Below are 23,085 nucleotides of genomic sequence, written 5' to 3'. Positions count from 1 at the left end.
AAAGTTACTAGTTGTTACCCTAAAATTTTAACCAACAACTCTTTAAGTAAATCTCCCTGAGGTACCGATTTAGCGCCTACACCTTTACTTTGTACATCAGTTTCGCGCAATAAGCCAATAATATAACTTACTTTTTTCATAGGATACTGTCTTGCAGCAGCAATATATTCGTTTACAAAATAGGGATTTACTCTTAATGCAGAAGCGACACTTCTGGGGTTTTTATCAGACATGCCATGAAGATGTAATAAATCTGAAAAGAATTTAAAAAGTAAGGCCACGGATACCACGATTGGATTATCCTTAGGATTTTCTGCAAAGTATTTTGCAATTTGATGCGCTTTTAAAACATTTCGTTCACCTACAGCTTTTCTTAATTCAAAATTATTGAAATCTTTACTGATCCCTATATTTTCTTCTATATGTTCTGGTGTTATTTGTGTCCCTTCAGGTAATACAATTTTCAGCTTATTTAGTTCATTATCAATCTTACCGAGATCTGTACCGAGAAACTCAACTAACATCTGGGCGGCTTTTGGTGAAATATTATAATTTTGTCCTGCTAAAACACGTCTAATCCAGTCAGCAACTTGGTTTTCGTACATTTTTTTGCTTTCAAAAACAATACCACCATTTTTATTAATAGCTTTATATAACGCCTTTCTTTTATCAATCTTTTTGTACTTATAATTTAGCACTAATACTGTAGACGGTTGCGGATTTGCAGCATATTTAGCCAACTGCTCTATTGTTCTGCTCAAATCTTGAGCTTCCTTTACAATAACCACTTGGCGTTCTGCCATCATTGGGTATCGTTTGGCATTGCTCACAATATCATCTATTGTAATATCACGACCATAAAGTACCATTTGGTTAAAGCCTTTTTCGCTATCATCCAAAACATGCTCTTCAATATAATCTGAAATCTTATCTATATAATAAGCTTCCTCACCCATTAAAAAATAAATGGGCTTTATATCTCCTTTCTGTATTGCGCCTACTAGTTGTTTTACGTCGTCCAAAATATGCGTTTAATGTCAATTACTTTTTGATATCGGAAAAAATTCCAAATTTCAAAAAGCTCCTATTAAATAATTTGAATTTTGATAATCGAAAATTGTGTTTTGTGGTATTCTCCTTTAACTTTGAAAAAAATTAACGATTCTCAGTGTTTCAAGAACTCAACTTTCCTAAGTTTGAATACCGATTCAAAAGTACAGAAAATAAAGTTTCTATTTTTGATGTTATTCGGAAAAAATTCATCATTCTTCAACCTGAAGAATGGGTGAGACAACACTGTGTACACTATCTGATATCGGTAAAAAATTACCCAAAATCATTAATAAATGTTGAAAAAGAACTGATTATAAATGGCTTAAAAAAACGCTACGATATTGTTGTTTTTAATCCTGATGGTAGTATTCACTTAATCGTGGAGTGTAAATCTGATACTATAGCAATAGACCAAACAACTTTCGATCAAATTGCACGTTATAATATGGCATTAAATGCTTCGTATTTAATGGTTACTAATGGTTTAAATCATTATTATTGTGAAATTGATATGAAGGCCGAACGGTTATCGTTCTTAAAAGACATTCCTAATTATAACCAAGAGTAAATGCTGCAAACCAAAGACTTAGCGATTGTTATTTTAAACTGGAATGGAAAAGCTTTACTTAAAAAGTTTTTACCTTCTGTCATTAAATTTTCGGATGATGCGGTAATTTATGTCGCTGATAACGCCTCAACGGATAATTCTGTGGAGTATATTTCGCAACATTATCCTACAGTAAAACTTATTTGCAACACCGAAAATGGAGGATACGCCAAAGGCTATAATGACGCTCTAAAACACGTTAAAGAGCCGCTACTCTGTTTACTCAATAGCGATATTGAAGTTACTAAAAATTGGCTTCAACCAATTGTTTTTACTTTTAACCATGAAGCTAATACAGCAATTATACAACCTAAAATTTTAGATTATAACAATAAATCGTATTTTGAATATGCTGGTGCTGCCGGAGGATTTATAGACAAGTATGGTTACCCCTATTGCAGAGGGCGTATTTTCGATACTATTGAGAAAGACCATGGGCAATACAACAATTCTACAACTATATTTTGGGCTTCAGGCGCTTGTTTTTTTATAAGAAATGAGGTTTTTAAAAGTCTTAATGGCTTTGATGAAACTTATTTTGCACATATGGAAGAAATTGATTTGTGCTGGAATGCCTTCAATTCTAATTATACCACTAAATATGTGAGCGACTCTACCGTATTTCATGTTGGTGGAGCCACATTAAGTAATACCAATGCTAAAAAAACATACCTCAATTTTAGAAATAGCCTATATACACTAGTAAAACATACCGATAAGCATGTACTATTTAGGGTTCTATTTAAAATGGTCTTAGATGGCATTGCTGGTTTACGTTATCTATTTCAGTTAAAACCTACATTTTTCTTTGCCATATTAAAAGCACATTTCTCATTTTATAGCAATTTACCACGACTAATAAAACAACGAAAACAAAGACCTAAACGCTCTGGTTATTACAAAACTGAGTCTATTGTTTGGTCTTATTTTGTAAAAAAGCGAAAGGTCTTTTAATTATTTATAAAAGTGTTAAAATTTCTGTTAATCCATGTCTACCTCACTTTTGTTTTGCATAATTTTGTTATGTTAAACTTAACAATATAAACTAGAGTTCAATTATGAAAAAATTAATGTTATTAAGTGTTTGCTCAATGGTATTTTTAGCATCTTGCGTGTCTAAAAAAGACTATTTAGCACTTGAAGCACAACACAAAGAAACCCAAGATTTGTTAAATACGGCTACGGTTAAATTAAATAGTTGTTTATCTGATGTTGCTGCTGCTAATGCGCGAGTGGAAACAATGAAAGATCAACTTGCAGATTTACGTAAGGCAAACCAAGATTTAATTGATACTAAAGGAGATTTAACTATTTTAACTAAGAAAGGTTCTGAGAATCTTGAGAAGTCTTTAGAAAGCTTAAAAGAACGTGATTTAAAAATCACAAGATTACAAGATGCTTTAACAAAAAAGGATAGTGTTACCTTAGCTGTTGTAACAAGCCTTAAAAAAGCTGTTGGCATCAATGATCCAGACATTGAAATTAATGTAGAAAAAGGTGTAGTATTTATTTCTATTGCTGATAAATTATTATTTAAGAGTGGAAGTTATACTGTAACATCTAGAGCTAAAGATGTTTTAGCTAAGGTTGCTAAGGTAATTAATAGTAAACCAGATTTTGAAGCTATGGTGGAGTCGCACACAGATAATGTACCATACAATAAACCACCGTTAGTGGACAACTGGGATTTAAGTGTAAAACGTGCGACATCTGTAGTTAGAGTTTTAGAGAGCTTAGAAGTTAACCCACAACAGTTAATTGCTGCAGGACGTAGCCATTATGTACCTTTAGTAGAAAATGATACGGCAGAAAATAAGGCAAAAAACAGACGAACACGTATCGTTGTAATGCCTAAAATAGACCAATTCTATGAAATGGTTGAAAATGAAATGAAAAATTTATCTGAGGGTACTGAATAATAATTCTAGAAGATTTTGATATAAAAACAAAAACCCAATGCGTTGCATTGGGTTTTTGTTTTTATCTGGTTATGATATTTAGGTTAGTTTAGATTATCATAAGATTTTACTAGTCTAATAAACTCTGCTCTATACCCTTCATTATCCTCTCCCCTTCCTCGTTCTGCTAATTCAATTACTTTTGATAATGTCGCATTATTATAATATTTAGATTGCCTCAACTGCATACCAAATAATGCCACAGCAGAAGCAAAATTCATATCATCAGATGCTGTAGTTAGCATTGTATTTTGAATGTGTATCATTTCAATACTTTTATCTTCATTCGGTCTTTTATATCTAAATTTTACGGTGAATAATTCATTCTCATAGTTAGAAGTAACATCAGACTTTGTATATTTTAAATCAGGTACTGTTTTCAGATAATCACTTCTTATTCCGGTCGGAATAATCTCATACAACGCTGTAACTGTATGGCCACTTCCTAATTCACCTGCATCCTTTGTATCATCTACAAAATCCTCATCTGCTAATAATCTGTTTTCGTAGCCTATTAATCGGTAAGCTTGTACTTTTTTAGGATTAAACTCTACTTGAATTTTCACATCTTTAGCAATTGTAAATAACGTACCTCCAAATTCCTTTCCGAATACTTTTTGTGCCTCCTGCATATTATCGATATATGCATGGTTTCCATTTCCTTTATCAGCCAAGGTTTCTAATTTTGAATCTTTATAGTTTCCATATCCAAAACCTAAAACAGATAAAAACACACCTGACTTTCGCTTTTCTTCAATTAAGATTTGCATGTCGTCGTCACTTGTAGCTCCTACATTAAAATCACCGTCGGTTGCTAGAATAACGCGATTATTTCCGGTTTTCTTGAAATTTTTTTCCGCTAATTTATATGCTAATTCAATACCTTCACCACCAGCTGTAGACCCTCCAGCATTTAAATTATCTAATGCTGAAATTATGACTTCCTTTTTATGCCCTGATGTTGGTTCTAACACAACTCCTGCTGCACCAGAATATACTACAATAGAGACTTTATCTTTTTCACGGAGTTGATTTACTAACAGTTTAAATGCACTCTTTAACAACGGTAATTTATTTTGTGAACTCATTGAGCCAGAAACATCAATTAGAAATGTTAAGTTTGACGCTGGTAATTTATCATTATCGTACGTTTTGCCTTGCAATCCTATTCTAACCAATTGCGTCTTTTTGTGCCAAGGTGTTGCAACTACTTCTGTGTTAATAGAAAATGGATGTTCATCTTTAGGTTGTGGATAATTATAATTAAAGTAATTAACCATTTCTTCAAGCTTTACAGCATTTGGTGGAATCGTTTCTCCGTTATTAATCATGCGTCTTATATTACTATAACCCGCTTTATCTACATCTATTGAAAACGTCGAAAGAGCAGCAAGGTTAGTGCGCTTAAATATGTTCTCTTCGATTTGAGTATAAGATTCATTCAAAAAATTATCAATATCATCAAAATTGACTTTGTTTTTATGACCTTTTGTTCTTAAAATAATAACACCTTTTGTACCATTATAACCATACACCGCATGTCCTTGGAGAGCATTCAAAATTTCGATATGCTTAATTTTATCTGCTTTAATTTTTCGAAACTCGCTTTCTGAAATTGGTTGCTCATTTAGAATATAAAGCGGTTCTTTTGAGCGTGCTGTCGCACTTCCTCTTATAACAATATTTGGTGATGTCCCACTTGAATTTTGAATTGTAACACCTGCTACTTTCCCAGAGAGTTTGGATGCCAGAGTAGGCTTTGGTTTAGAATAATGTTTGTAAGAATCTCTTCGTGAAGTACCATAACCCATAACAATGACTTCCTCTAAGTTATTACTATCGTACTTAAGTGCAATATTATAAACTAAAGCAGTACCTATAGTAACATTTTGAGTTTGCATACCGACATAGCTAACTACAATAATATCACCAACATTTGCTTTTAATTTGAAATTACCATCAAAATCTGTTTGAGAACCGTTAGTGGTCCCTTTAATGATAATACTTGCACCTGGTAAAGGTAAGCCATCTGCTGCTGAAGTTACAGTGCCTGAAATTGTTTTTTCTTGTGCCGTTACGTATCCTATAGACAACGAAACACATAAAATAAGTATTAGGTTTTTCATAATAGTTGATTTATAAGTTTTTATAAACCTACAACCAACTATTATGAAATAAAACCAACAATGAGTAAACTCCTTATTTCAATGAGTTAAGCCTCTAAAACAGCTTTTATACTTTTCTTACGTTGTATTTTGCCATTAACAGTTTCAACAAAGTGATCTATTGTATAAATTGCTTTAGGCACTTCAAACTTAGTTAAACCTTTCTGTTGTTTTATTCGATTAGTAATACTCTCAATTGAATCTCTTGGGTTTTCAACAATTAAGATTAGTTTTTCGCCTAATTCGGCATCATCTTCGCCTGCTAAAATAAAACGCTCGTCTATAATTGGTTGAAGTTTTTCTTCTATTTGCTCAGGAAATAATTTAACACCTCCTGAATTGACAACATTATCAAAACGACCCAAAAGTTTAAAGCTTGTCTCCGATTTAAATTCCACTATATCATTAGTAACTAAAGTTTCATCAACTAAATTTGGCGCATGGATTACAAGACAATTTCTTTCATCTTTTTCAAACTTTATATGTTCTAAAGCATTAAAATAAGTCTCTTTATCTCCTGATTTAGAGTCCAAAGATCTTACAGCAACATGTGTTACTGTTTCTGTCATGCCATAAGTTTCATAAAACTTAGGATTTGTATGTTTTATCTGTTCTAATAATGGCTTAGTCACCTTAGAACCACCTACAATAATAGTTTTCATGTTATAAATATGATTAATTGTATGCTTGACTTGCAATGGAATCATAGCGCAAAAATCATATGTCTTTTCATAATCAAAAACTGGATGAGCAGAAGGTTCTACAAAATCAATTTCTAAACCTAATACTAAAGCCCTAACAAACATCATTTTGCCGGCAATAAAATGGCTTGGCAAACAATGCAAAGCTTTATCACCTGGTTTTAAACCTAAAAAATTACCTGTAGCAATAGCAGAATTTACCATGGCTTGTTTCATTAATTTAATTTCTTTAGGGAAACCTGTAGAACCGGAAGTTGTAACGTATAAAAAGTCCTTATTATTTAACCAATCAATTAAAAAATTGCCAGTTACTTTTTCAAATGGTTCTCCTTCTTTTATAAGACTGTATGCTACTTCTTTTAATTCTTCGTGACTAAAATGAAGTCCATTAAACTTAAAACGGTTGTGTACTTTGTTGTATGCTGGTGTCATAATCTAATCAATTATTTTATAATTTTCTTTTGGTGGCTCTTCTACTTTCCCGAATAATTTATCCTTCCAGTTGGTCCATCCATATTTTTTTGAAAGTATGAATAACATCACAGGATAAACAATTAAAACGGGTAATATAATTTCTGAAATAGCTCCTAATTCTGGTTGAGATGTATCTTTAAAAAGTGCATCTGTTTGCAATGCTGTCCAATCTGCAGTTACTAAAAGTGATGCGATAAGATTATTACCTAAATGAAATCCTAAAGCCAACTCTAAACCTTCATCCATTAAGGTCATAATGCCCAATAGTAATCCGGTTCCTACATAAAAAATCATCATTTGCCAAAATCCTATGGCACCTACCTCTGGATTTGCACTATGAGCAATACCAAACAATACAGATGTAAATAATAGCGGAAACCATTTATTCTTTACTAAAATACCAATATGTTGCATAAAATAGCCTCTAAAAAGGTACTCTTCTAAACCAATCTGAAATGGAAATAACAGTACACTTATAATAAATAGAACCGCAAATTTACCTGGATTAAACTGAAATACAATTTCTGAAGAATCCATGTTATACATAATAAAAAACGACGCTACCGTATAAATGGTAATCATTAGAAACGAAAATAGTATGCGTTTAAAATCGACTTTAAGTCGTGTGGTGGTTAAAGACAATAACGATCTCTGATGCACGTATTTTACCATAACAAACAAAAGCCCAAGTAAAAACACAAACGGTAATAAATTTACAACAAGCATTACATTTGCTGGTAAATTCCAACTTTTCATGGCATCCATTGCGGCATCTAAGTCCTCTGGATCTGTCATTAAATAAAATACAAAATTACTAATAAAGATACCAGCAACTAAAACTGTTGTTAGGATAAACATCCATAATTCACGTTGTCCTTTATAGGCTTGTTGTATATAATTCATTCTATAAATTAAATTTCCAATGTTGTTTTAAATCGTAATGCAAAGTACCATTTTTTACCTTTAATGGCGAAAGAAAATTGTTGGTAAATAAACTACCAGTTCCTAAACCTTGTGGCATGGAATTCTTTAAAGTATAGGTCCATTGAGCTATAGCATTTAATCCAACATTACTTTCTAAAGCACTAGTAATCCACCAATTAACATTTAAACCTTCAGCAAAATCAATCCATTGTTGACTTCCAGAAAATCCACCAACCAAACTAGGTTTTAAAATAATGTACTGCGGTTTTATAGTTTGAAGTAATTTGTACTTCTTGTCTTCTGAGCATACACCAATTAATTCTTCGTCTAAAGCAATCGGTAAGGGTGTTACTTCACAGATTTGCGCCATGACGTCAAATTGCTTAGGTTTTATTGGCTGTTCTATAGAGTGCAATTGGTATTCTGACAGCCGTTTTAATTTTTCTAAAGCTTCTTCTGGCAAGAAGGCGCCATTTGCATCAACTCGAAGTTCAATATCTGAAACTGAAAACTCCTTGCGTATGGATTTTAAAATGTCTAATTCCGATTGAAAATCTATAGCACCAATTTTTAATTTAATACAATGAAATCCTGCTGAAATCTTGTCCTTAATTTGTTTTCTCATATAGTTTTCAGATCCCATCCAAACTAAACCGTTAATTGAAATATTATCTGCCCCTTGAGTAAATTTTGAAGGAAATAATTGAAATTGATCGGTACTTTCTAAGGATTTAAAGGCCGTTTCTAGTCCAAATTGAATACTTGGAAACTCTATTAGCTCTGCTAATAAAGTTTCTAATCCAAGAATAATATTTTGGCAAACCCATTTTAACTTCGCTTCATAATCGGGTCTATCATCTATAGATAAACCTCTTAAAATACCGCACTCTCCTACTCCTTTACTGGCATCGCTTTCTAATACAATAAACCAGGTTTCTTTTGTGGTCATTACACCTCGAGAGGTTCCACTAGGACGTTTAAAATCTAGAATATACTTATGGTAAGTTGCTTTTATCATAGAACTCAAAAATAGTTATTTATTTTCGTAAATTAGAGCACAAATCACAACTCATAATGCCCAATTTTCCTAATATTATTCTTTATGCAATTCCGTTTTTTATTTTGGCAATGTTGTTAGAGTTGTACGTTACTACCAAACAGCATATTAAAACATACCAAACTAAAGACGCATTCACTTCTATTGCCATGGGTCTAGGCAACGTAATTTTAGGTTTTGCTAGTAAAATTTTAGTGGTATTTGTATTTTTCTTAATCTACGATAATTTTAGAATATTTACTATTCCTGTAGTATGGTGGTCGTTTGTGTTGCTATTTTTTGCTGATGATTTTGCATATTACTGGTTTCACCGTGTATCGCATGAATGTCGTTTGTTTTGGGCTTCACACGTAGTGCATCATTCTTCAGAGTATTTTAATTTAAGTACTGCACTTAGACAAACTTGGTCTGGTGGTTTTTACACATTTATTTTTTGGTTATGGTTGCCATTGCTAGGCTTTCATCCGGCAATGATATTACTTCAAATGTCTGTGAGCTTATTGTATCAATTCTGGATTCATACTGAAGCCATTCAAAAAATGCCCAAATGGTTTGAAGCTGTTTTTAATACTCCTTCTCACCATCGCGTGCACCATGGAAGTAACCCTATTTACTTAGATCGCAATCATGCAGGAATTCTAATTATTTGGGATAAATTATTTAGAACATTTCAAGAAGAATTAGATTATGAGAAAGTCACTTATGGCTTGGTTAATAATATTAAGAGTTACAACCTGCTGAAAATAGCTTTTAAGGAATGGTGGCAACTTTTAATAGACGCCTCAGGCAAACGGATGTCTGTTAAACACCGTATTCTTTACCTCTTTAAATCTCCTGGTTGGAAACATGATGGCAGTGGAAAAGTTAGTAATGATTTAAGAAAAGAATGGTTAAAAAACAATACGAACCCTTAAAATATATGTTCAATTTATTGGGCTAAATGATACACTTGTAACGTCTGATCTACCATTAAATCTTCAGAAAAATTTCGACTTACATAATCATATGCATTTTCTCCATAATCCCTTAGTTTTTCAGGATGCATGGCTATGTTATCAATAATATTGGATAATTGTATAACATTTTCAGATTCAAACAAATACCCGTTTTCACCTTCTATTATTTGATCTTTTGCTCCCTCGATATCTGATCGTATAACCGGCTTTTTCATCATCATTGCTTCTAATGGCACCAATGGAAAACCTTCAACTCTAGATGGCAGTATAAGTACATCTATCATATTATAGATTTCTAAGGGATCTCTAAATGGTATTAACGTTATTTGCTGTTGCACTTTATATTTGCTAATTAAACCTTTTAGCCAATCTACATTGCCATCCCCAAGAATGATAAGGTGTAGGTTTCGTTGTTTGCATTGGGAAAAAGCTTCTATTAAAACATCAACACCTTTACGCGTACTGATGGTACCCACAAAACCAAAAATCACGACATCTGTAGGTATGCCATTCGTTTGTTTTAAGTTAAGAACACTAGTCGCATCCAATACCATGTTATGGTCTTTAACACCATTAAATATCAGCTTTATTTCATCTTTTTTATATTCATAAGTTGTCCTTAAACTCGTTTCTAATTCTCTGCTTATAGCTATAGCATAATTTCCTTTTCTATTAAAAATATGTTTAGGAATATTCATATTATGATGGGTTACAATAAACTTCTTTCCTGTTAAATACCTATATATTGCAGCTACATACGTCGTTACAGGATAATGTGCATGAATCACGTTGGGTTTTAATCGATACAATTGAAATAATGCGATGGGTATAGAATAGATGTATGCGATTAATTGCTGCAATCTAGTAAAAAAGCTAATCTTGCTGTATAAAGGAAAAGGAAGTTTTACAAATTGCACTCCATGAGCTTTAGCATTTTCATAAAGTAGATTTGCATTAGGCTCTCCGCCAGTACCTCTCGATAAAATATAAATCTGATGTCCTCTTTTGCAAAGGTTTTCTGCTACAGCATACATATGTGTCGTAGAACCTTCAGCTGGTAAATATCTTGCCAAGAAAACAATTTTCATATTACCTAAATCATATTCTAACTCACTTAATACGTATTAATGTGAAGTTATATTTATTAAACCATTCTAAACCAAATGTTCAGCTGCACATAAATAACACATAATAAACTAATAAACAAAGATTTAAGACCAAATGTCAATATATAATCCCAATTGACAAAAATATGGAACCTTTAAAAGAAAATTCATAAAGTGAGATATGAAATATTTCGTATTTGACATCTATATATTTATCTAAAGGCGTGATTTTAAAGTATACCTATCAAATTAAAGACTATTTTTCTACCTCTTTAAATTTCCAAAATTTATTATCGGGTAATGGTGCTTCAAATGTTATTAGCTCTTCAGAATTAACATCTTTATAGCTTAGCTTCCAAGCATGAAGACAAACCGATAAAGGGTAATAGCTTTGATCCGATCCATATTTTTCATCTCCAATGATGGGAAGTCCTATGTGAGCTAATTGAGCTCTTATTTGATGAAAACGCCCCGTTTTAGGTCGTATTTCTAGGAGGTAACCAAAATCGTTTTGATCCATGACTTTGTAAGACAATCTACAATTTAAACTCTGTTTCGTTTTAGATTTAACAATATCAGCTTTTTTCTCTAAAGTATTCTTCACAAGAAAATTAACCAAATTACCACTACTTTTTGAAGGTTTATTTTTAACAATGGCGAGATATGTTTTATGAACCTTACGGGAACTAAAAAGCGTATTAAAAGAGGATAGTATACTTTTTTTCTTCGCAAAAATTAAAACTCCACTCGTTACTCTATCTAACCTATGAATTACTCCAACATAAGGTTTTCGCTTAGTTTTCAAAATATGTTGAAATACTTGATCCTCTATAGTAAGGTTTTCGTAGAGACTTTTTTCAGTAATGAGTCCGGCAGTTTTATTAACAACAATAAAATCATTGTTATCATTGATAATCTCAAGTTTTGACATTAGAAATGGGCTTAATTAGCGTCTTTTAGGTCTCGACTTCCGCTTCTTTTTCCGACGTGGTTTTTTTGAAAAATTTGAATCTGTAGCAGGTACCGCATCATCAAATGTATTTTTTACAGCCTTTAGGTTCACACTTTTCCAAGCCTTTTCCTTAGTTTCGGGTAACAAAACATTTAGCAAATCTTGGCGACCAACTTTATTCAGTGTTTTTCTAATCCAATCTTTGTTTTCCTTTTTATACCAGAAGAAAAAGCGATGTTGTTCCTCCTTTTCTCTTTTGGACTTAGGAGTCTTTGTAGGCTTTAAGGTATAGGGATGATAGCCACTATAATAAATGACCGTGGCAACCGTCATAGGTGTTGGTGTAAAGCCTTGTACTTGCTCTAATTGAAAACCCATATCCTTAGTTTCTGCAGCTAAATTGGCCATATCTTCCACTTCGCAGGCTGGATGATTTGAAATAAAATATGGAATTAACTGTAGTTTAAGATCTTTCTTAATATTAATTCTATCAAACCGCTCTTTAAATTTATGAAAGTACTTAAATGATGGTTTTCGCATTAATTTTAAAACAGGATCAGAAGTGTGTTCTGGTGCTACTTTTAAACGACCAGAAATATGTTTTGTCATAACTTCTTCCGTGTAATCATCTAATTCTTTTGGATCCGCATTTTTATTAAATTCGGGTACCAACATATCATGTCTAATACCACTTCCAATAAATGATTTCTTTACCTTAGGGTGTTTATCTACAGCCTGATATAATTGTGTTAAGGGCTTATGTGATGTATCTAAATTACTACAGATTACAGGCGAAATACAAGACGGAGCAACACATTTGTCACAAATAGATTGTACTTTTCCTTTCATCTTATACATGTTGGCAGAAGGGCCACCAATATCTGATAAATAGCCTTTAAAATCTGGCATGTTAGCCACTTTATCTACTTCTTTTAAAACCGATTCTTGACTACGACTAGCAATAAATTTTCCTTGATGAGCTGAAATGGTACAAAAACTACAACCGCCAAAACATCCACGATGAATATTGATAGAAAATTTAATCATTTCAAACGCAGGAATTGGACCACGCTTATTATACTTTGGATGCGGTAATCTTGTGTAAGGCAAATCGAATGACGCATCAATTTCTGCTTCTAACATTGTTGGAAACGGAGGGTTGATTACCAGTTTCTTTTTATTTACTCCTTGTATAATTCGTTTTGCTCTAAGTTTATTAGATTCTTGCTCAATCACTTTAAAGTTAGAAGCAAACTTCTTTTTATCCTTTAGACAAACCTCATGCGATTGAATTTCTACATCTTCCCAATTTTTATTTTTTGGTAAAGCTTCCTCTCGTTCTAATAAAACGGCAGTTTGTTTTATGGTTTTTAAACTTGAAAAAGGCACACCTTTTTGTAACAACTCTACAATTTCTCGCAAAGGCTGTTCTCCCATTCCATAAACCAACATATCGGCTTTAGAGGTTTCTAAAATTGTAGGCATCAATTTATCACTCCAATAATCATAGTGAGTTACACGACGTAAGGACGCTTCTATACCACCAATGAGAACAGGAACATTAGGAAATTTCTCTTTTAAAATATTAGAATATACAGATGTAGCATAATCAGGTCTAAACCCTATATCACCATTTGGAGTATAGGCATCTTTATCTCGACGTCTTTTACTAGCTGTATAATTACTTACCATAGGATCCATACAACCACCTGTTACAGCAAAAAATAATTTAGGAATTCCTAATTTGGTAAAATCTTGCAAATTATCGTTTACACTTGGCTGCGGTACAATGGCAACTTTGAGACCATAACTTTCTAGAATACGTCCAATTACTGCAGGTCCAAAGGATGGATGATCTACATAGGCATCTCCACTAAAAAGTATAACATCTAGCTCTTCCCAACCTCGAATTTTAATTTCTTTCTTCGTTGTAGGTAACCAATCTGTAAGTTTATTCGTTTTCATAGTGCTGCAAAGATACAGTTAAATTCCATTCAGAACTCAACAGGCAAAGAATACAGCTTTTGAAGTTCTTTTTCTGTAATTAAAAAATAAGTCAGCAAATTGACTTTTGAGCATCTTAATACTGTAAATTTAGACATTACAGTACCATACAAAAACCTTTATTAATACCTCTGAGTTACCATAAAATTTAGGTCATACTAAAATGATCTAGAATTGTTTCATGCTAAAACAATCAAATAAATACTAAATTAAGTACTGAAACTCTGAAAACAAAAGGTTAAAGCTCTATACGCTCTCCAATATCTAATAGCATTAAATCTTTTCCTTTATCGAAGAATTTTCGTTTGGCCTCTTCATGATTAATCTCTATATATCCAAAAGTGTCATAATGATAGCCAAGAATTTTATCACATTGTACAAAATCACTAGCAAGAATAGCATCATTAATACCCATAGTGAAATTATCTCCTATAGGTAAAATTGCTAAATCGAGATTAACTTGCATCGGAATTAGTTTCATATCCATGGTTAAAGCCGTATCACCAGCAATATAAACAGTTTTGTGTTCACCTTCGATAATAAATCCTCCTGGTTGCCCACCATATGATCCGTCTGGAAAAGAAGACGTGTGTATGGCATTAACATATTTAAGATTACCAAATTCAAAATCCCAAGAACCACCATGATTCATAGGGTGCGCTTCTAATTCTTTGTTTTGATAATACGTTGCAATTTCATAATTAGAAACAATAACAGCACCTGTGCGTTTCGCAATGGCTTCCACATCTAAAATATGATCTTGATGCGCATGTGTCACTAAAATATAATCTGCTTTTAAGGATGTAATATCGATATCTGAGGCTTTTTCATTTCCTGTTATAAAAGGATCGACTAATATATGAATATCATTAATTTGAATGCCTAAAGAGGCATGTCCGTAGAATGTAATTTTCATGCTAAACGAATTTAAAAACTAAAATGATTTTAAAGTTAATACAAAATATAGCCAACTCCTAAAAGTATAGCCATTAGAAATGTAGACAAAGCCAAAACTTTTAATTGACTATCAAAATCTTGAGCGGTTTTTGCTTTCTTTATTTTAAGAACATGAATACATAATGGTAAAAATGCAATTAAAAATAAGAAATTATACGGCTCTACATAATACAATAATGAAAATAAAATAGTGATTAACATTGCTCCTACAATAAGTGCATAATGGTAGCGTTTTGCTCCTGCTCTACCTAATTTTATTGCAAGTGTAATTTTACCTGCATTGGTATCCGAATCAATATCTCTCATATTGTTTAAGTTTAAAACACCTACGCTTAAGAAACCTATGGCTATGGCTGGTAATACAACCACATGATCTAAAGTGTGTAAGTACAGAAAATAACTTCCCATTGTGCTTAACAGACCAAAAAATACAAAGACAAAAACATCTCCGAGGGCACGGTAACCATAGGGAGAGTTTCCCATGGTATAATTTAAAGCGGCATATACAGAGAGACCACCAAGAAATAGAAATAAAAATATATAAAGTAGGCTACTAGGATCAAACGCATTCCAAATTAGCGCCATAGTGAAGATAATAACGAGTATGATATTTAGTTTTATGCCATCCATCATTTCATCTGGAGAAATCGCTCCACTTTGTATGGCACGTTTAGGCCCTAAACGCTCATCATTATCTGTACCACGTACACCATCTCCATAATCGTTTGCTAAGTTAGATAGGATTTGCAAACTAATAGTCGTTAACATCGCAAAACTAAAAATCCATGGATTAAAGCGACCATTGTAATACGCAAAACAACTACCAAGAATAATTCCTGATACAGAAAGCGGTAACGTTCTTAAGCGCATGGCACTGAGCCATGGTTTAATTTTATTCATGTGATATAATTGGGATTAAGGAATCCATTTTTTTGGAAAATTAGGCTTCCTCTTTTCTAAAAAGGCATCTCTACCTTCTTTAGCTTCTTCTGTCATATAAGCTAATCTTGTGGCTTCGCCAGCAAATACTTGTTGTCCAACCATACCATCATCGGTAAGGTTCATAGCAAATTTTAGCATTTTTATAGATGTAGGTGATTTTGCTAAGATTTCTTGAGCCCATTCGTAAGCTGTCGTTTCTAAATCTTCGTGGGGAATAACAGCATTTACCATTCCCATTTCATAAGCTTCTTGAGCGGAGTAATTTCTACCTAAGAAGAATATTTCTCTTGCCTTTTTCTGGCCCACCATTTTTGCCAAATACGCAGAACCATAACCACCATCAAAACTGGTGACATCTGCATCCGTTTGTTTAAAAATAGCATGTTCTTTACTCGCTAATGTAAGATCACAAACCACATGTAAACTATGTCCACCACCAACTGCCCAACCTGGTACTACAGCAATTACTGCTTTAGGCATAAAACGAATTAAACGCTGAACTTCTAATATATTTAAACGATGGTAACCATCTTCACCTACATAGCCTTGATGGCCACGTGCTTTTTGATCTCCACCAGAACAGAAACTCCATATTCCATCTTTATTAGATGGGCCTTCGGCACTTAATAACACGACGCCAATATTTACATCTTCATTTGCATCATAAAAAGCATCATATAGCTCTGAAGTGGTTTTAGGTCTAAACGCATTGCGTATATCTGGTCGATTAAAAGCTATTCTTGCTACACCATTGCATTTATGATATGTTATATCTTCATAAGACTTTGCAACTTTCCAATCTATATGGTTCATATTTATCACTGTTTTGAGCGTAAAAGTAAGAAATTAATAATAATATCTAAACCCTTAAATTTTACTTTATTTTAATTAATGAGGATAGTATCTTTGCGCGCCCATACACTTAACAGACAATGAATTACAGATCGAAATATAATAAAAGTCCAAAATTGTATAATTTAAAAATTGGAAAAGTATTTCTATATGAGGATTATATTATTACCGAGTTTGACGAAGGAGTGGACGTCAATTTTAAAAACTTCAATGAAATTTCTAAAATCATTGAAGAAAATTTTGAAAACAGAGCGTTTGGTTTTATTGCAAATAGAGTAAATTCCTATTCTATAAACCTTAAAGACGCCAAGTTATTTAATGAGAAATTTAACAACGCAATAGCTTATGCTATAGTCGCTTACTCAGATCTAACTAAACGTATTATTGAAATAGAAAACCACTTCTTTAAGTTCAATAAGCAAGTATTTACTACTACTGACGACGCCATAGCATGGGTTGAAGAAGCCTTAGCACACCAATATGCCGATGGTTACAACAAATAAATACCGTCTTCTTTAATTTCAATTTGGCGTTCTTTATAGAGTGAACCAATGGCTTTTTTAAAGCTCTTTTTACTCATTTGAAGCAAATCTTTAATGGTTTCAGGATTTGATTTATCGTGCACTGGTAAAAACCCTCCGTTATCATGTAATTCATTTAAGATATAATCCGCATTTGGCTCTATATTTCGATAACCAATTTGATTCAATGAAATATCTAACTTATTATCGGGTCTTACCTTTTTTACCAAACCTTTAAGACGATCACCTACACTGATATCTTTATAAATATCATCGTTAAATATTAAGCCTAAATGCATATTGTTTACAATAACATTCATACCTAATTCAGAAGGATGCGAAACAATAAGATCTACCTCGTCAAATTGAGATACCGTTAATTCTTTATTATCTAAAAAACTATTGGTTTTACTTGAAGCTACTAAACGTTCGCTCTCATCGTCTAGATAACAATGAACCAAGTACCAACCTCCTGCTTTCATTTTAAACGCTTGTTCTCTAAACGGACAGAACAATTCCTTTACCAAACCCCAATCTAAGAAAGCACCATAATCTGTTACCTGATTACATCGCAATAAGGCGAAATCCCCCTTTTTAATATAAGGATGATCTGTTGTGGCAACAGGACGCTCTTCATTATCTAAATAAACGAAGACTTCAATGTTATCACCAATTTCAAAAACTTTTGGGACGTACCTATTGGGTAAAAGGACTTCACCATCTTCACCATCACCTAAAAATAATCCAGGTTCTGTGTCTCTTAAAATTTCTAATGTATTGTATTCACCTAAGTTTATCATGCTACAAAGGTAAATATATTTTTATAAGATATAATAGGAAATTACATGGATAGTTAAATATATTCTCCATAAAAAAAGCGTTACAATTTTAAAATTGTAACGCTTTATATTATATCTATTTATGATTATGCGTAAACAGCTTCTTTTTTAAAGTGCTTAGTTAATAAATAATACACTACTACTCTATACTTTGTTCTGTTAGAACGACCGTATGTTTCCATAACATCGTCAATAGCTTTATCTAATTCTGCACCTTCTGATAAACCTAATTTCTTAATTAAAAAGTTATTCTTTACAGTTGCTAATTCTTTCTCATCAGAACCCGATACTGTTGATGAATCTGCATTGTATATTGATGGACCTAAACCTATAGTGACTTTAGTTAATAAATCCATATCTGGATTAACACCACATTTGTCTTTTAAATCTGCCGCATACTTTACGATTAAATCATCTCTTTTACTCATGTTTCTTTTTGTTTTAAGTTAAATAATAACCCTTTAAAGGTACTATTTTTTAGACACAATTAAAATCAAAAAGTCACATCTTAACTGTTTTTTCTCAATTACTTAATATAATTAAAGAAATCCAATAGCACAGTATCATTAACACGAGATGGTGTAAATATTTCTAATAATTTAGGACGTTGCGTATCCTGGTAGAAGGCTTCTAATTGTGCATCTAATTCCTTTTCGTCTTTAGCCAAGTTATAATCAAAACCATACATGTCACTTAATTGTTTTGCAGATAAATGATGTTTGGTTTCAAAAAAACGATCAAAATTCTCAGTGTTTTTAGCACCTGGTAAGATTCTAAAAATACCTCCACCTTCATTGTTTATTACTATTATTCTAAAGGTATTTGGTATATAGTTATTCCAAAGTGCATTGCTATCGTAAAAGAAGCTTAAATCGCCTGTAATAAATGTAGTGCGTTTTTCTATAACGGTTGAAGCTCCTATGGCTGTACTTGTACTACCATCGATTCCGCTCGTTCCTCTATTACAAAATACATCGATGTTTTTAGGCAACTGAAATAATTGTGTATACCGAATTGCAGAACTATTACCAACTTGCAACTGACTCTGTTTAGGCAACTGCTTTAAAATCGTATTAAAAACTTTAAAATCGGAAAAAGGAAGGGTTTGCAAATACGCTTCTTGTAATTTTCTACGTTTTTGGCGAACGGTTAACCAGTAATGTTTGTAAGTACTTTTTGTGTGATGTGTAACTAGAGGTAAAAACACACTAAAAAAAGTATTAGGATGTAGTTTTATCTGTTTTTCTAAACTAAAAAAGGTATCATTAGCTTGTGCTAAACCTATATGAAAATGAAATTGTGGTTTATAGGTTCTTAAAAATGCTTTGATTTTTTTTGATACAATTAAACCTCCAAACGTTAAAAGTAAGTCGGGTTGTAAGGCTTTAAAATCTTCGTCATCTAAAGGAGCAATTAACTTATCTATTCCAGAAAAAAAATCGGGATGGTGTAAATTAGACGTGGTTTCGGTAAGAACAATAATACTATCGTCATCAGCAATTTCTTGTATCCATTGTGCTTCAATTGAATTGGGCTGCAACACTCCAACCAAAATCATTTTTCGTTTCGCATTTTGCCAAACATCTAATAAACTTTTTATTTCAAAACGGTCTACTTTATCCTCTCTGCTTTGAATTTTAAAAGGTTTAGGATTAATACTAAGTTCCTCTATTGTTTCGTATAAAGGTTCATCAAACGGGCAATTTATATGTACAGGCCCTAAGTTTAATTTTGAAAGTGTAAGCGCATCATGAATTTCGGATTCATTATAGGTTTGTATATCTTTCTGAAGGCCTAAAAAACGTTCTAACTTATTTTCAATATTTTTAAGAATAGGTTTACCATTCTCTGAAAAAGAGGCTGTTTTTTCTGAAATATCGAGTTTTAAATTTGCATTATACAACACATGTTCTCCATAGACATTTTTCTGCTTAATTGTTTGTCCATCACCTATATCTATTAAGTGTTTTGGTCGATCAGCTGAAATAACCACTAAAGGAATATGACTGTAATAGGCCTCTGAAACCGCAGGATAATAATTAAGCAGTGCGCTTCCAGATGTACAGACTACAGCAACAGGTTCTTGTAGTTGCTGTGCTATTCCTAAAGCAAAAAATGCAGCACAACGTTCGTCTACAATGCTATAACACTTAAAAAACTCATCGTGTGTAAACCCAATGGTTAATGGTGCATTTCTACTACCTGGAGAAATAACAATATGTTTTAAATTATGCGTTTTGCATAGCGTTACTACCGTTTGTGATAATGGAATTTTTGAATATATCATAAGCGCAACTTCCAACTAAAAACAGGAAGTGTTTCATTTTTTTAAGTTAAAAATTTTAATCTAAAACCGATCCTATTGTTTTCGACTTATTAACGGTTTCCTCCCATTCATTTTCAGGAATCGAATCTTTAGTAATACCTCCGCCTACAAAAATGTTTGCAACATCATTTTTAAGCTGCATACATCTTAAATTGACATAAAAATTAGATTGTGTTTTTACTACAGCATAAGCATTGTTCTCTACATTCCGTCGGTTGTTATTTCGGCTGGTGGTTTGTTTTAGGTTTAATTCACCTAAAAACCCTGTATAATATTCGCGATTATAGTTTTCGTGTTTTAGAATAAACGCTTTGGATTCGCCCTTTGGAAAACCACAAACTGCAGGTGTAGGATGCAAAGCTTCAATAATAGATTTTAATTTGGCTTTATCATTAAGGACACTCGTAATTTTTGTTTTAAGATGCAACAAATTACCTGCTCTAACCGTATTGACTTCAGACACATTAATCTGCTTTGTATAAGGCTCTATTTGCTCTGTGATATAGTCGGTTACAATCTGCTGTTCTTTGTATTCCTTAGCTGTCCACTGAGGTTGAGAAACTCTTTTATAGGGTTGTGTACCTGCGAGGGAAATAGTTGTGAGTCGCTTCCCTTCTACTTTAAAAAGCAACTCTGGTGTGGCACCAATCCAAAGTCCTACTTTAGGATGAAACCAACAATATACCATTGCATTTTTATAACGACTTAAAAGCCGTTTAAATATAGTGATGGGATTATGGTTTTGAATTCTTTTTGTTTCACATCTGGATAAAACGACTTTTTCTAAAGTATCTGTTTCAATGTGTTCTATACCTTTTGAAACAAGATGAATATGATGCTGTTTCTGTTCTTCATTTTGAAGAATTTCAGTAGAACTAAACGTGTCTGTCTCTACAAGATCACTATTTATTTCTGCAAACCAGCACTTTTCTTGAGGAAAAAGAACGCTGCTGTCGCTGTCCTTAAGATTAAATGGTGCAAATACAAAACCACTTTCTTTAAAGGTGTCTGTTTTATATAAATCATTATCTTTTTGAAGCCAACACTTAATTACCGAATTAATCGGTCTACTATACACCACAAAAGGCAACTGTTTAGAATATTGCGATTCTAAATCTTCAAAAAACGAATCTTCATTCATTCTCTTCTTATTTTTTAGGAAGTGAAATTGTAGATAAACGACATATTGATATTAAGTTACCCGCCTCATCTGTAACTTTAATATCTAATAGTTGTGTTGTTCTTCCTTTATGTAAAAATGTAGCCTTTGCATAGATAAAACCTTCGCTAATACTTTTTAAATGGTTGGCTGTAATTTCTAATCCTCTAATAAAAAATTTTTCAGTATCTATAAATATATGCGATGCAAAACTACCTACACTTTCGGCCAATGCTGCTGTAGCTCCTCCGTGTAAAACACCATCTGGCTGATGAACTTTTGACGTTACAGGCATTCTTGCAGTTAAGAAATCGTCTCCAAAATCTACAATCTCAATACTTAAGGTTTCCATTAAGGTATTTTTACTAGCCGCATTTGCCTTTGCTAGCATATCTTCTTTAGTCATTTGCATAGAATACTGTATTTTTAAACTTGAAAAACAAAGATAAAGAAACCACAAAGAAAAAATGATTCCGCAAGAGAAAGAAATCACATATACCACTCGTAACTCATATTCTACTTTAAATACACTTACTGAACACACAAAAACAGTTTGGCTGGTTTTCCATGGTATGGGTTATTTAAGCCGATATTTTCTAAGATATTTTAAGACCTTAAATACGAGGGAAAATTATATCATAGCGCCACAGGCTCCGAGTAAATATTACATACAACCCAAAATGCATGTTGGCGCCAATTGGCTTACACGAGACAACACTATATCTGACACAGAAAACCTTATAAATTATATTGATGCTGTTTTGGAGAACGAAGCACTTCCTGAGAACATCAATTTCATCATTTTAGGCTATTCGCAAGGTGTTAGTATTGCTATGCGATATATAGCCAAACGACAATTGTTATGCCATCAGTTAGTTTTGCATTCTGGTGGCATACCAAAAGAATTAACCACAAATGATTTTACATATCTCTCTCAACAAACCCAAGTAAAGTTAATATACGGAACCGACGATGAATATTTGGATAACAATAGAATACAACATGAAATAGAACGCGCTAAAGAATTATTTCATCATCGTGTTTCTATCTTACCGTTTAAAGGTAAGCATGTTGTAAATATTGATCTTATTAAAGGACTTGTACCATAAAACTACAAAGGCTTTTACTCTCTTTGAAGATTTGCCATTATCGTTTGCAATTCACCTGCTTTTATTGGTTTTATAATATAATCTGAAATTTCACTTATATTTTTTGCTCTTTCAATATCTACAGGATCTACAGACGAAGACACCATATATATCGTTATTTTCTTATTCCATTTTGGTTTAAGTTTTACATATTCTTCCATAAATTGGAAGCCATCCATTATAGGCATGTTAATATCTAAAAAAATAACGTCGGGCAACTCATCATCATTATAGAGGTTGGCGATTAAGAAGTCTAAAGCCTCCTCTCCATCTGAGAATGCAATAATTTTTTTATTGAGTTTTAATGATTGTAAAATTTTTGTTATGGTATACTGATAGATATCATCATCATCAATAATACATATATTGTACTGATTGCTCATG

23 protein-coding genes are annotated in these 23,085 nt (G+C 32.6%); 6 read left to right on the top strand and 17 right to left on the bottom strand.

The window, feature by feature from the left end; all coding sequences use genetic code 11:
* Nucleotides 1-14: 14 nt before the first annotated feature.
* Nucleotides 15-1,022 carry a DNA polymerase III subunit delta gene (holA, locus tag C8N41_RS12625; RefSeq protein ID WP_092447512.1) on the bottom strand — a complete coding sequence of 336 codons (1,008 nt, stop codon included), beginning with the start codon at nucleotides 1,020-1,022 and terminating at the stop codon, nucleotides 15-17.
* Between the two features lie 146 nt (nucleotides 1,023-1,168).
* Between holA and C8N41_RS12620 the strand changes: the two genes are divergently transcribed.
* From C8N41_RS12620 to C8N41_RS12610, 3 genes are all read left to right on the top strand, one after another.
* A complete protein-coding gene (locus tag C8N41_RS12620) occupies nucleotides 1,169-1,621 on the top strand; it encodes a type I restriction enzyme HsdR N-terminal domain-containing protein (RefSeq protein WP_115839503.1) in 453 nt (150 codons plus the stop codon).
* Nucleotides 1,622-2,614 carry a glycosyltransferase family 2 protein gene (locus C8N41_RS12615; RefSeq protein WP_115839502.1) on the top strand — a complete coding sequence of 331 codons (993 nt, stop codon included), beginning with the start codon at nucleotides 1,622-1,624 and terminating at the stop codon, nucleotides 2,612-2,614.
* A gap of 104 nt (nucleotides 2,615-2,718) precedes the next feature.
* Complete coding sequence (locus C8N41_RS12610) at nucleotides 2,719-3,579, top strand: OmpA/MotB family protein (RefSeq protein WP_092447509.1); 861 nt, start codon at nucleotides 2,719-2,721, stop codon at nucleotides 3,577-3,579.
* Nucleotides 3,580-3,662: 83 nt separating this feature from the next.
* Here the strand turns inward: C8N41_RS12610 and C8N41_RS12605 are convergent, their stop codons facing one another.
* The 4 genes from C8N41_RS12605 to C8N41_RS12590 form a co-directional block, all read right to left on the bottom strand.
* Nucleotides 3,663-5,744 (bottom strand): vWA domain-containing protein, encoded by a 2,082-nt coding sequence (locus tag C8N41_RS12605; protein ID WP_115839501.1) that lies wholly within the window; start codon nucleotides 5,742-5,744, stop codon nucleotides 3,663-3,665.
* Between the two features lie 86 nt (nucleotides 5,745-5,830).
* Nucleotides 5,831-6,916, bottom strand: coding sequence for an AMP-binding protein (locus C8N41_RS12600; protein ID WP_115839500.1), 1,086 nt, complete (start codon nucleotides 6,914-6,916; stop codon nucleotides 5,831-5,833).
* Nucleotides 6,917-6,919: 3 nt separating this feature from the next.
* Nucleotides 6,920-7,861, bottom strand: a complete 942-nt coding sequence (locus tag C8N41_RS12595) for a CPBP family intramembrane glutamic endopeptidase (RefSeq protein WP_115839499.1) — start codon at nucleotides 7,859-7,861, stop codon at nucleotides 6,920-6,922.
* Nucleotide 7,862: 1 nt separating this feature from the next.
* On the bottom strand, nucleotides 7,863-8,897 hold the full coding sequence (locus C8N41_RS12590; protein WP_115839550.1) for an o-succinylbenzoate synthase: 1,035 nt from the start codon (nucleotides 8,895-8,897) through the stop codon (nucleotides 7,863-7,865).
* Nucleotides 8,898-8,956: 59 nt separating this feature from the next.
* Here C8N41_RS12590 and C8N41_RS12585 point away from each other — a divergent pair, with 59 nt between their 5' ends.
* Nucleotides 8,957-9,853: a sterol desaturase family protein gene (locus tag C8N41_RS12585; RefSeq protein WP_115839498.1), complete on the top strand. Its 897-nt coding sequence runs from the start codon at nucleotides 8,957-8,959 to the stop codon at nucleotides 9,851-9,853.
* Between the two features lie 14 nt (nucleotides 9,854-9,867).
* On the opposite strand, the gene C8N41_RS12580 is transcribed toward C8N41_RS12585, so the two are convergent.
* The 6 genes from C8N41_RS12580 to C8N41_RS12555 all read right to left on the bottom strand — a co-directional run bounded on the left by C8N41_RS12580 (nucleotide 9,868) and on the right by C8N41_RS12555 (nucleotide 16,669).
* The gene (locus C8N41_RS12580) at nucleotides 9,868-10,983 is read right to left on the bottom strand and encodes a glycosyltransferase family 4 protein (protein WP_115839497.1); all 1,116 of its coding nucleotides are present in this window, start codon (nucleotides 10,981-10,983) and stop codon (nucleotides 9,868-9,870) included.
* 274 nt (nucleotides 10,984-11,257) lie between these two features.
* The gene (locus tag C8N41_RS12575; RefSeq protein WP_115839496.1) at nucleotides 11,258-11,932 is read right to left on the bottom strand and encodes an RluA family pseudouridine synthase; all 675 of its coding nucleotides are present in this window, start codon (nucleotides 11,930-11,932) and stop codon (nucleotides 11,258-11,260) included.
* A 15-nt stretch (nucleotides 11,933-11,947) separates the two neighbouring features.
* Nucleotides 11,948-13,918, bottom strand: a complete 1,971-nt coding sequence (locus tag C8N41_RS12570) for a YgiQ family radical SAM protein (protein ID WP_115839495.1) — start codon at nucleotides 13,916-13,918, stop codon at nucleotides 11,948-11,950.
* 277 nt (nucleotides 13,919-14,195) lie between these two features.
* Entirely contained in the window at nucleotides 14,196-14,873 is a 678-nt protein-coding gene (locus C8N41_RS12565) for a metal-dependent hydrolase (protein WP_115839494.1), read from the bottom strand.
* Nucleotides 14,874-14,908: 35 nt separating this feature from the next.
* Nucleotides 14,909-15,814: a 1,4-dihydroxy-2-naphthoate octaprenyltransferase gene (menA, locus tag C8N41_RS12560; RefSeq protein ID WP_115839493.1), complete on the bottom strand. Its 906-nt coding sequence runs from the start codon at nucleotides 15,812-15,814 to the stop codon at nucleotides 14,909-14,911.
* A 15-nt stretch (nucleotides 15,815-15,829) separates the two neighbouring features.
* Nucleotides 15,830-16,669, bottom strand: a complete 840-nt coding sequence (locus tag C8N41_RS12555) for a 1,4-dihydroxy-2-naphthoyl-CoA synthase (protein ID WP_092447499.1) — start codon at nucleotides 16,667-16,669, stop codon at nucleotides 15,830-15,832.
* A gap of 119 nt (nucleotides 16,670-16,788) precedes the next feature.
* Between C8N41_RS12555 and C8N41_RS12550 the strand changes: the two genes are divergently transcribed.
* Entirely contained in the window at nucleotides 16,789-17,211 is a 423-nt protein-coding gene (locus tag C8N41_RS12550; RefSeq protein WP_115839492.1) for an STAS/SEC14 domain-containing protein, read from the top strand.
* Here the strand turns inward: C8N41_RS12550 and C8N41_RS12545 are convergent.
* The 5 genes from C8N41_RS12545 to C8N41_RS12525 form a co-directional block, all read right to left on the bottom strand.
* Complete coding sequence (locus C8N41_RS12545; protein ID WP_092447497.1) at nucleotides 17,199-18,029, bottom strand: CvfB family protein; 831 nt, start codon at nucleotides 18,027-18,029, stop codon at nucleotides 17,199-17,201. The genes C8N41_RS12550 and C8N41_RS12545 overlap by 13 nt on opposite strands.
* Nucleotides 18,030-18,154: 125 nt before the next feature.
* Entirely contained in the window at nucleotides 18,155-18,496 is a 342-nt protein-coding gene (locus C8N41_RS12540; RefSeq protein WP_092447496.1) for a DUF2853 family protein, read from the bottom strand.
* 98 nt (nucleotides 18,497-18,594) lie between these two features.
* Entirely contained in the window at nucleotides 18,595-20,355 is a 1,761-nt protein-coding gene (gene menD / locus C8N41_RS12535) for a 2-succinyl-5-enolpyruvyl-6-hydroxy-3-cyclohexene-1-carboxylic-acid synthase (RefSeq protein ID WP_115839491.1), read from the bottom strand.
* A gap of 55 nt (nucleotides 20,356-20,410) precedes the next feature.
* The gene (locus tag C8N41_RS12530) at nucleotides 20,411-21,535 is read right to left on the bottom strand and encodes a chorismate-binding protein (protein WP_092447494.1); all 1,125 of its coding nucleotides are present in this window, start codon (nucleotides 21,533-21,535) and stop codon (nucleotides 20,411-20,413) included.
* A 7-nt stretch (nucleotides 21,536-21,542) separates the two neighbouring features.
* Nucleotides 21,543-21,965: a PaaI family thioesterase gene (locus C8N41_RS12525; RefSeq protein ID WP_092447493.1), complete on the bottom strand. Its 423-nt coding sequence runs from the start codon at nucleotides 21,963-21,965 to the stop codon at nucleotides 21,543-21,545.
* Between the two features lie 55 nt (nucleotides 21,966-22,020).
* Between C8N41_RS12525 and C8N41_RS12520 the strand changes: the two genes are divergently transcribed.
* Nucleotides 22,021-22,662 (top strand): alpha/beta hydrolase, encoded by a 642-nt coding sequence (locus tag C8N41_RS12520; RefSeq protein ID WP_092447492.1) that lies wholly within the window; start codon nucleotides 22,021-22,023, stop codon nucleotides 22,660-22,662.
* 14 nt (nucleotides 22,663-22,676) lie between these two features.
* On the opposite strand, the gene C8N41_RS12515 is transcribed toward C8N41_RS12520, so the two are convergent.
* Complete coding sequence (locus C8N41_RS12515; protein WP_092447491.1) at nucleotides 22,677-23,084, bottom strand: response regulator; 408 nt, start codon at nucleotides 23,082-23,084, stop codon at nucleotides 22,677-22,679.
* Between the last annotated feature and the right edge of the window lies 1 nt (nucleotide 23,085).

Source organism: Winogradskyella sediminis (assembly GCF_003387355.1).
In the GTDB taxonomy this organism is placed as follows: Bacteria; Bacteroidota; Bacteroidia; order Flavobacteriales; family Flavobacteriaceae; genus Winogradskyella; species Winogradskyella sediminis.
This window is presented reverse-complemented; position numbering and strand designations above follow the sequence as displayed.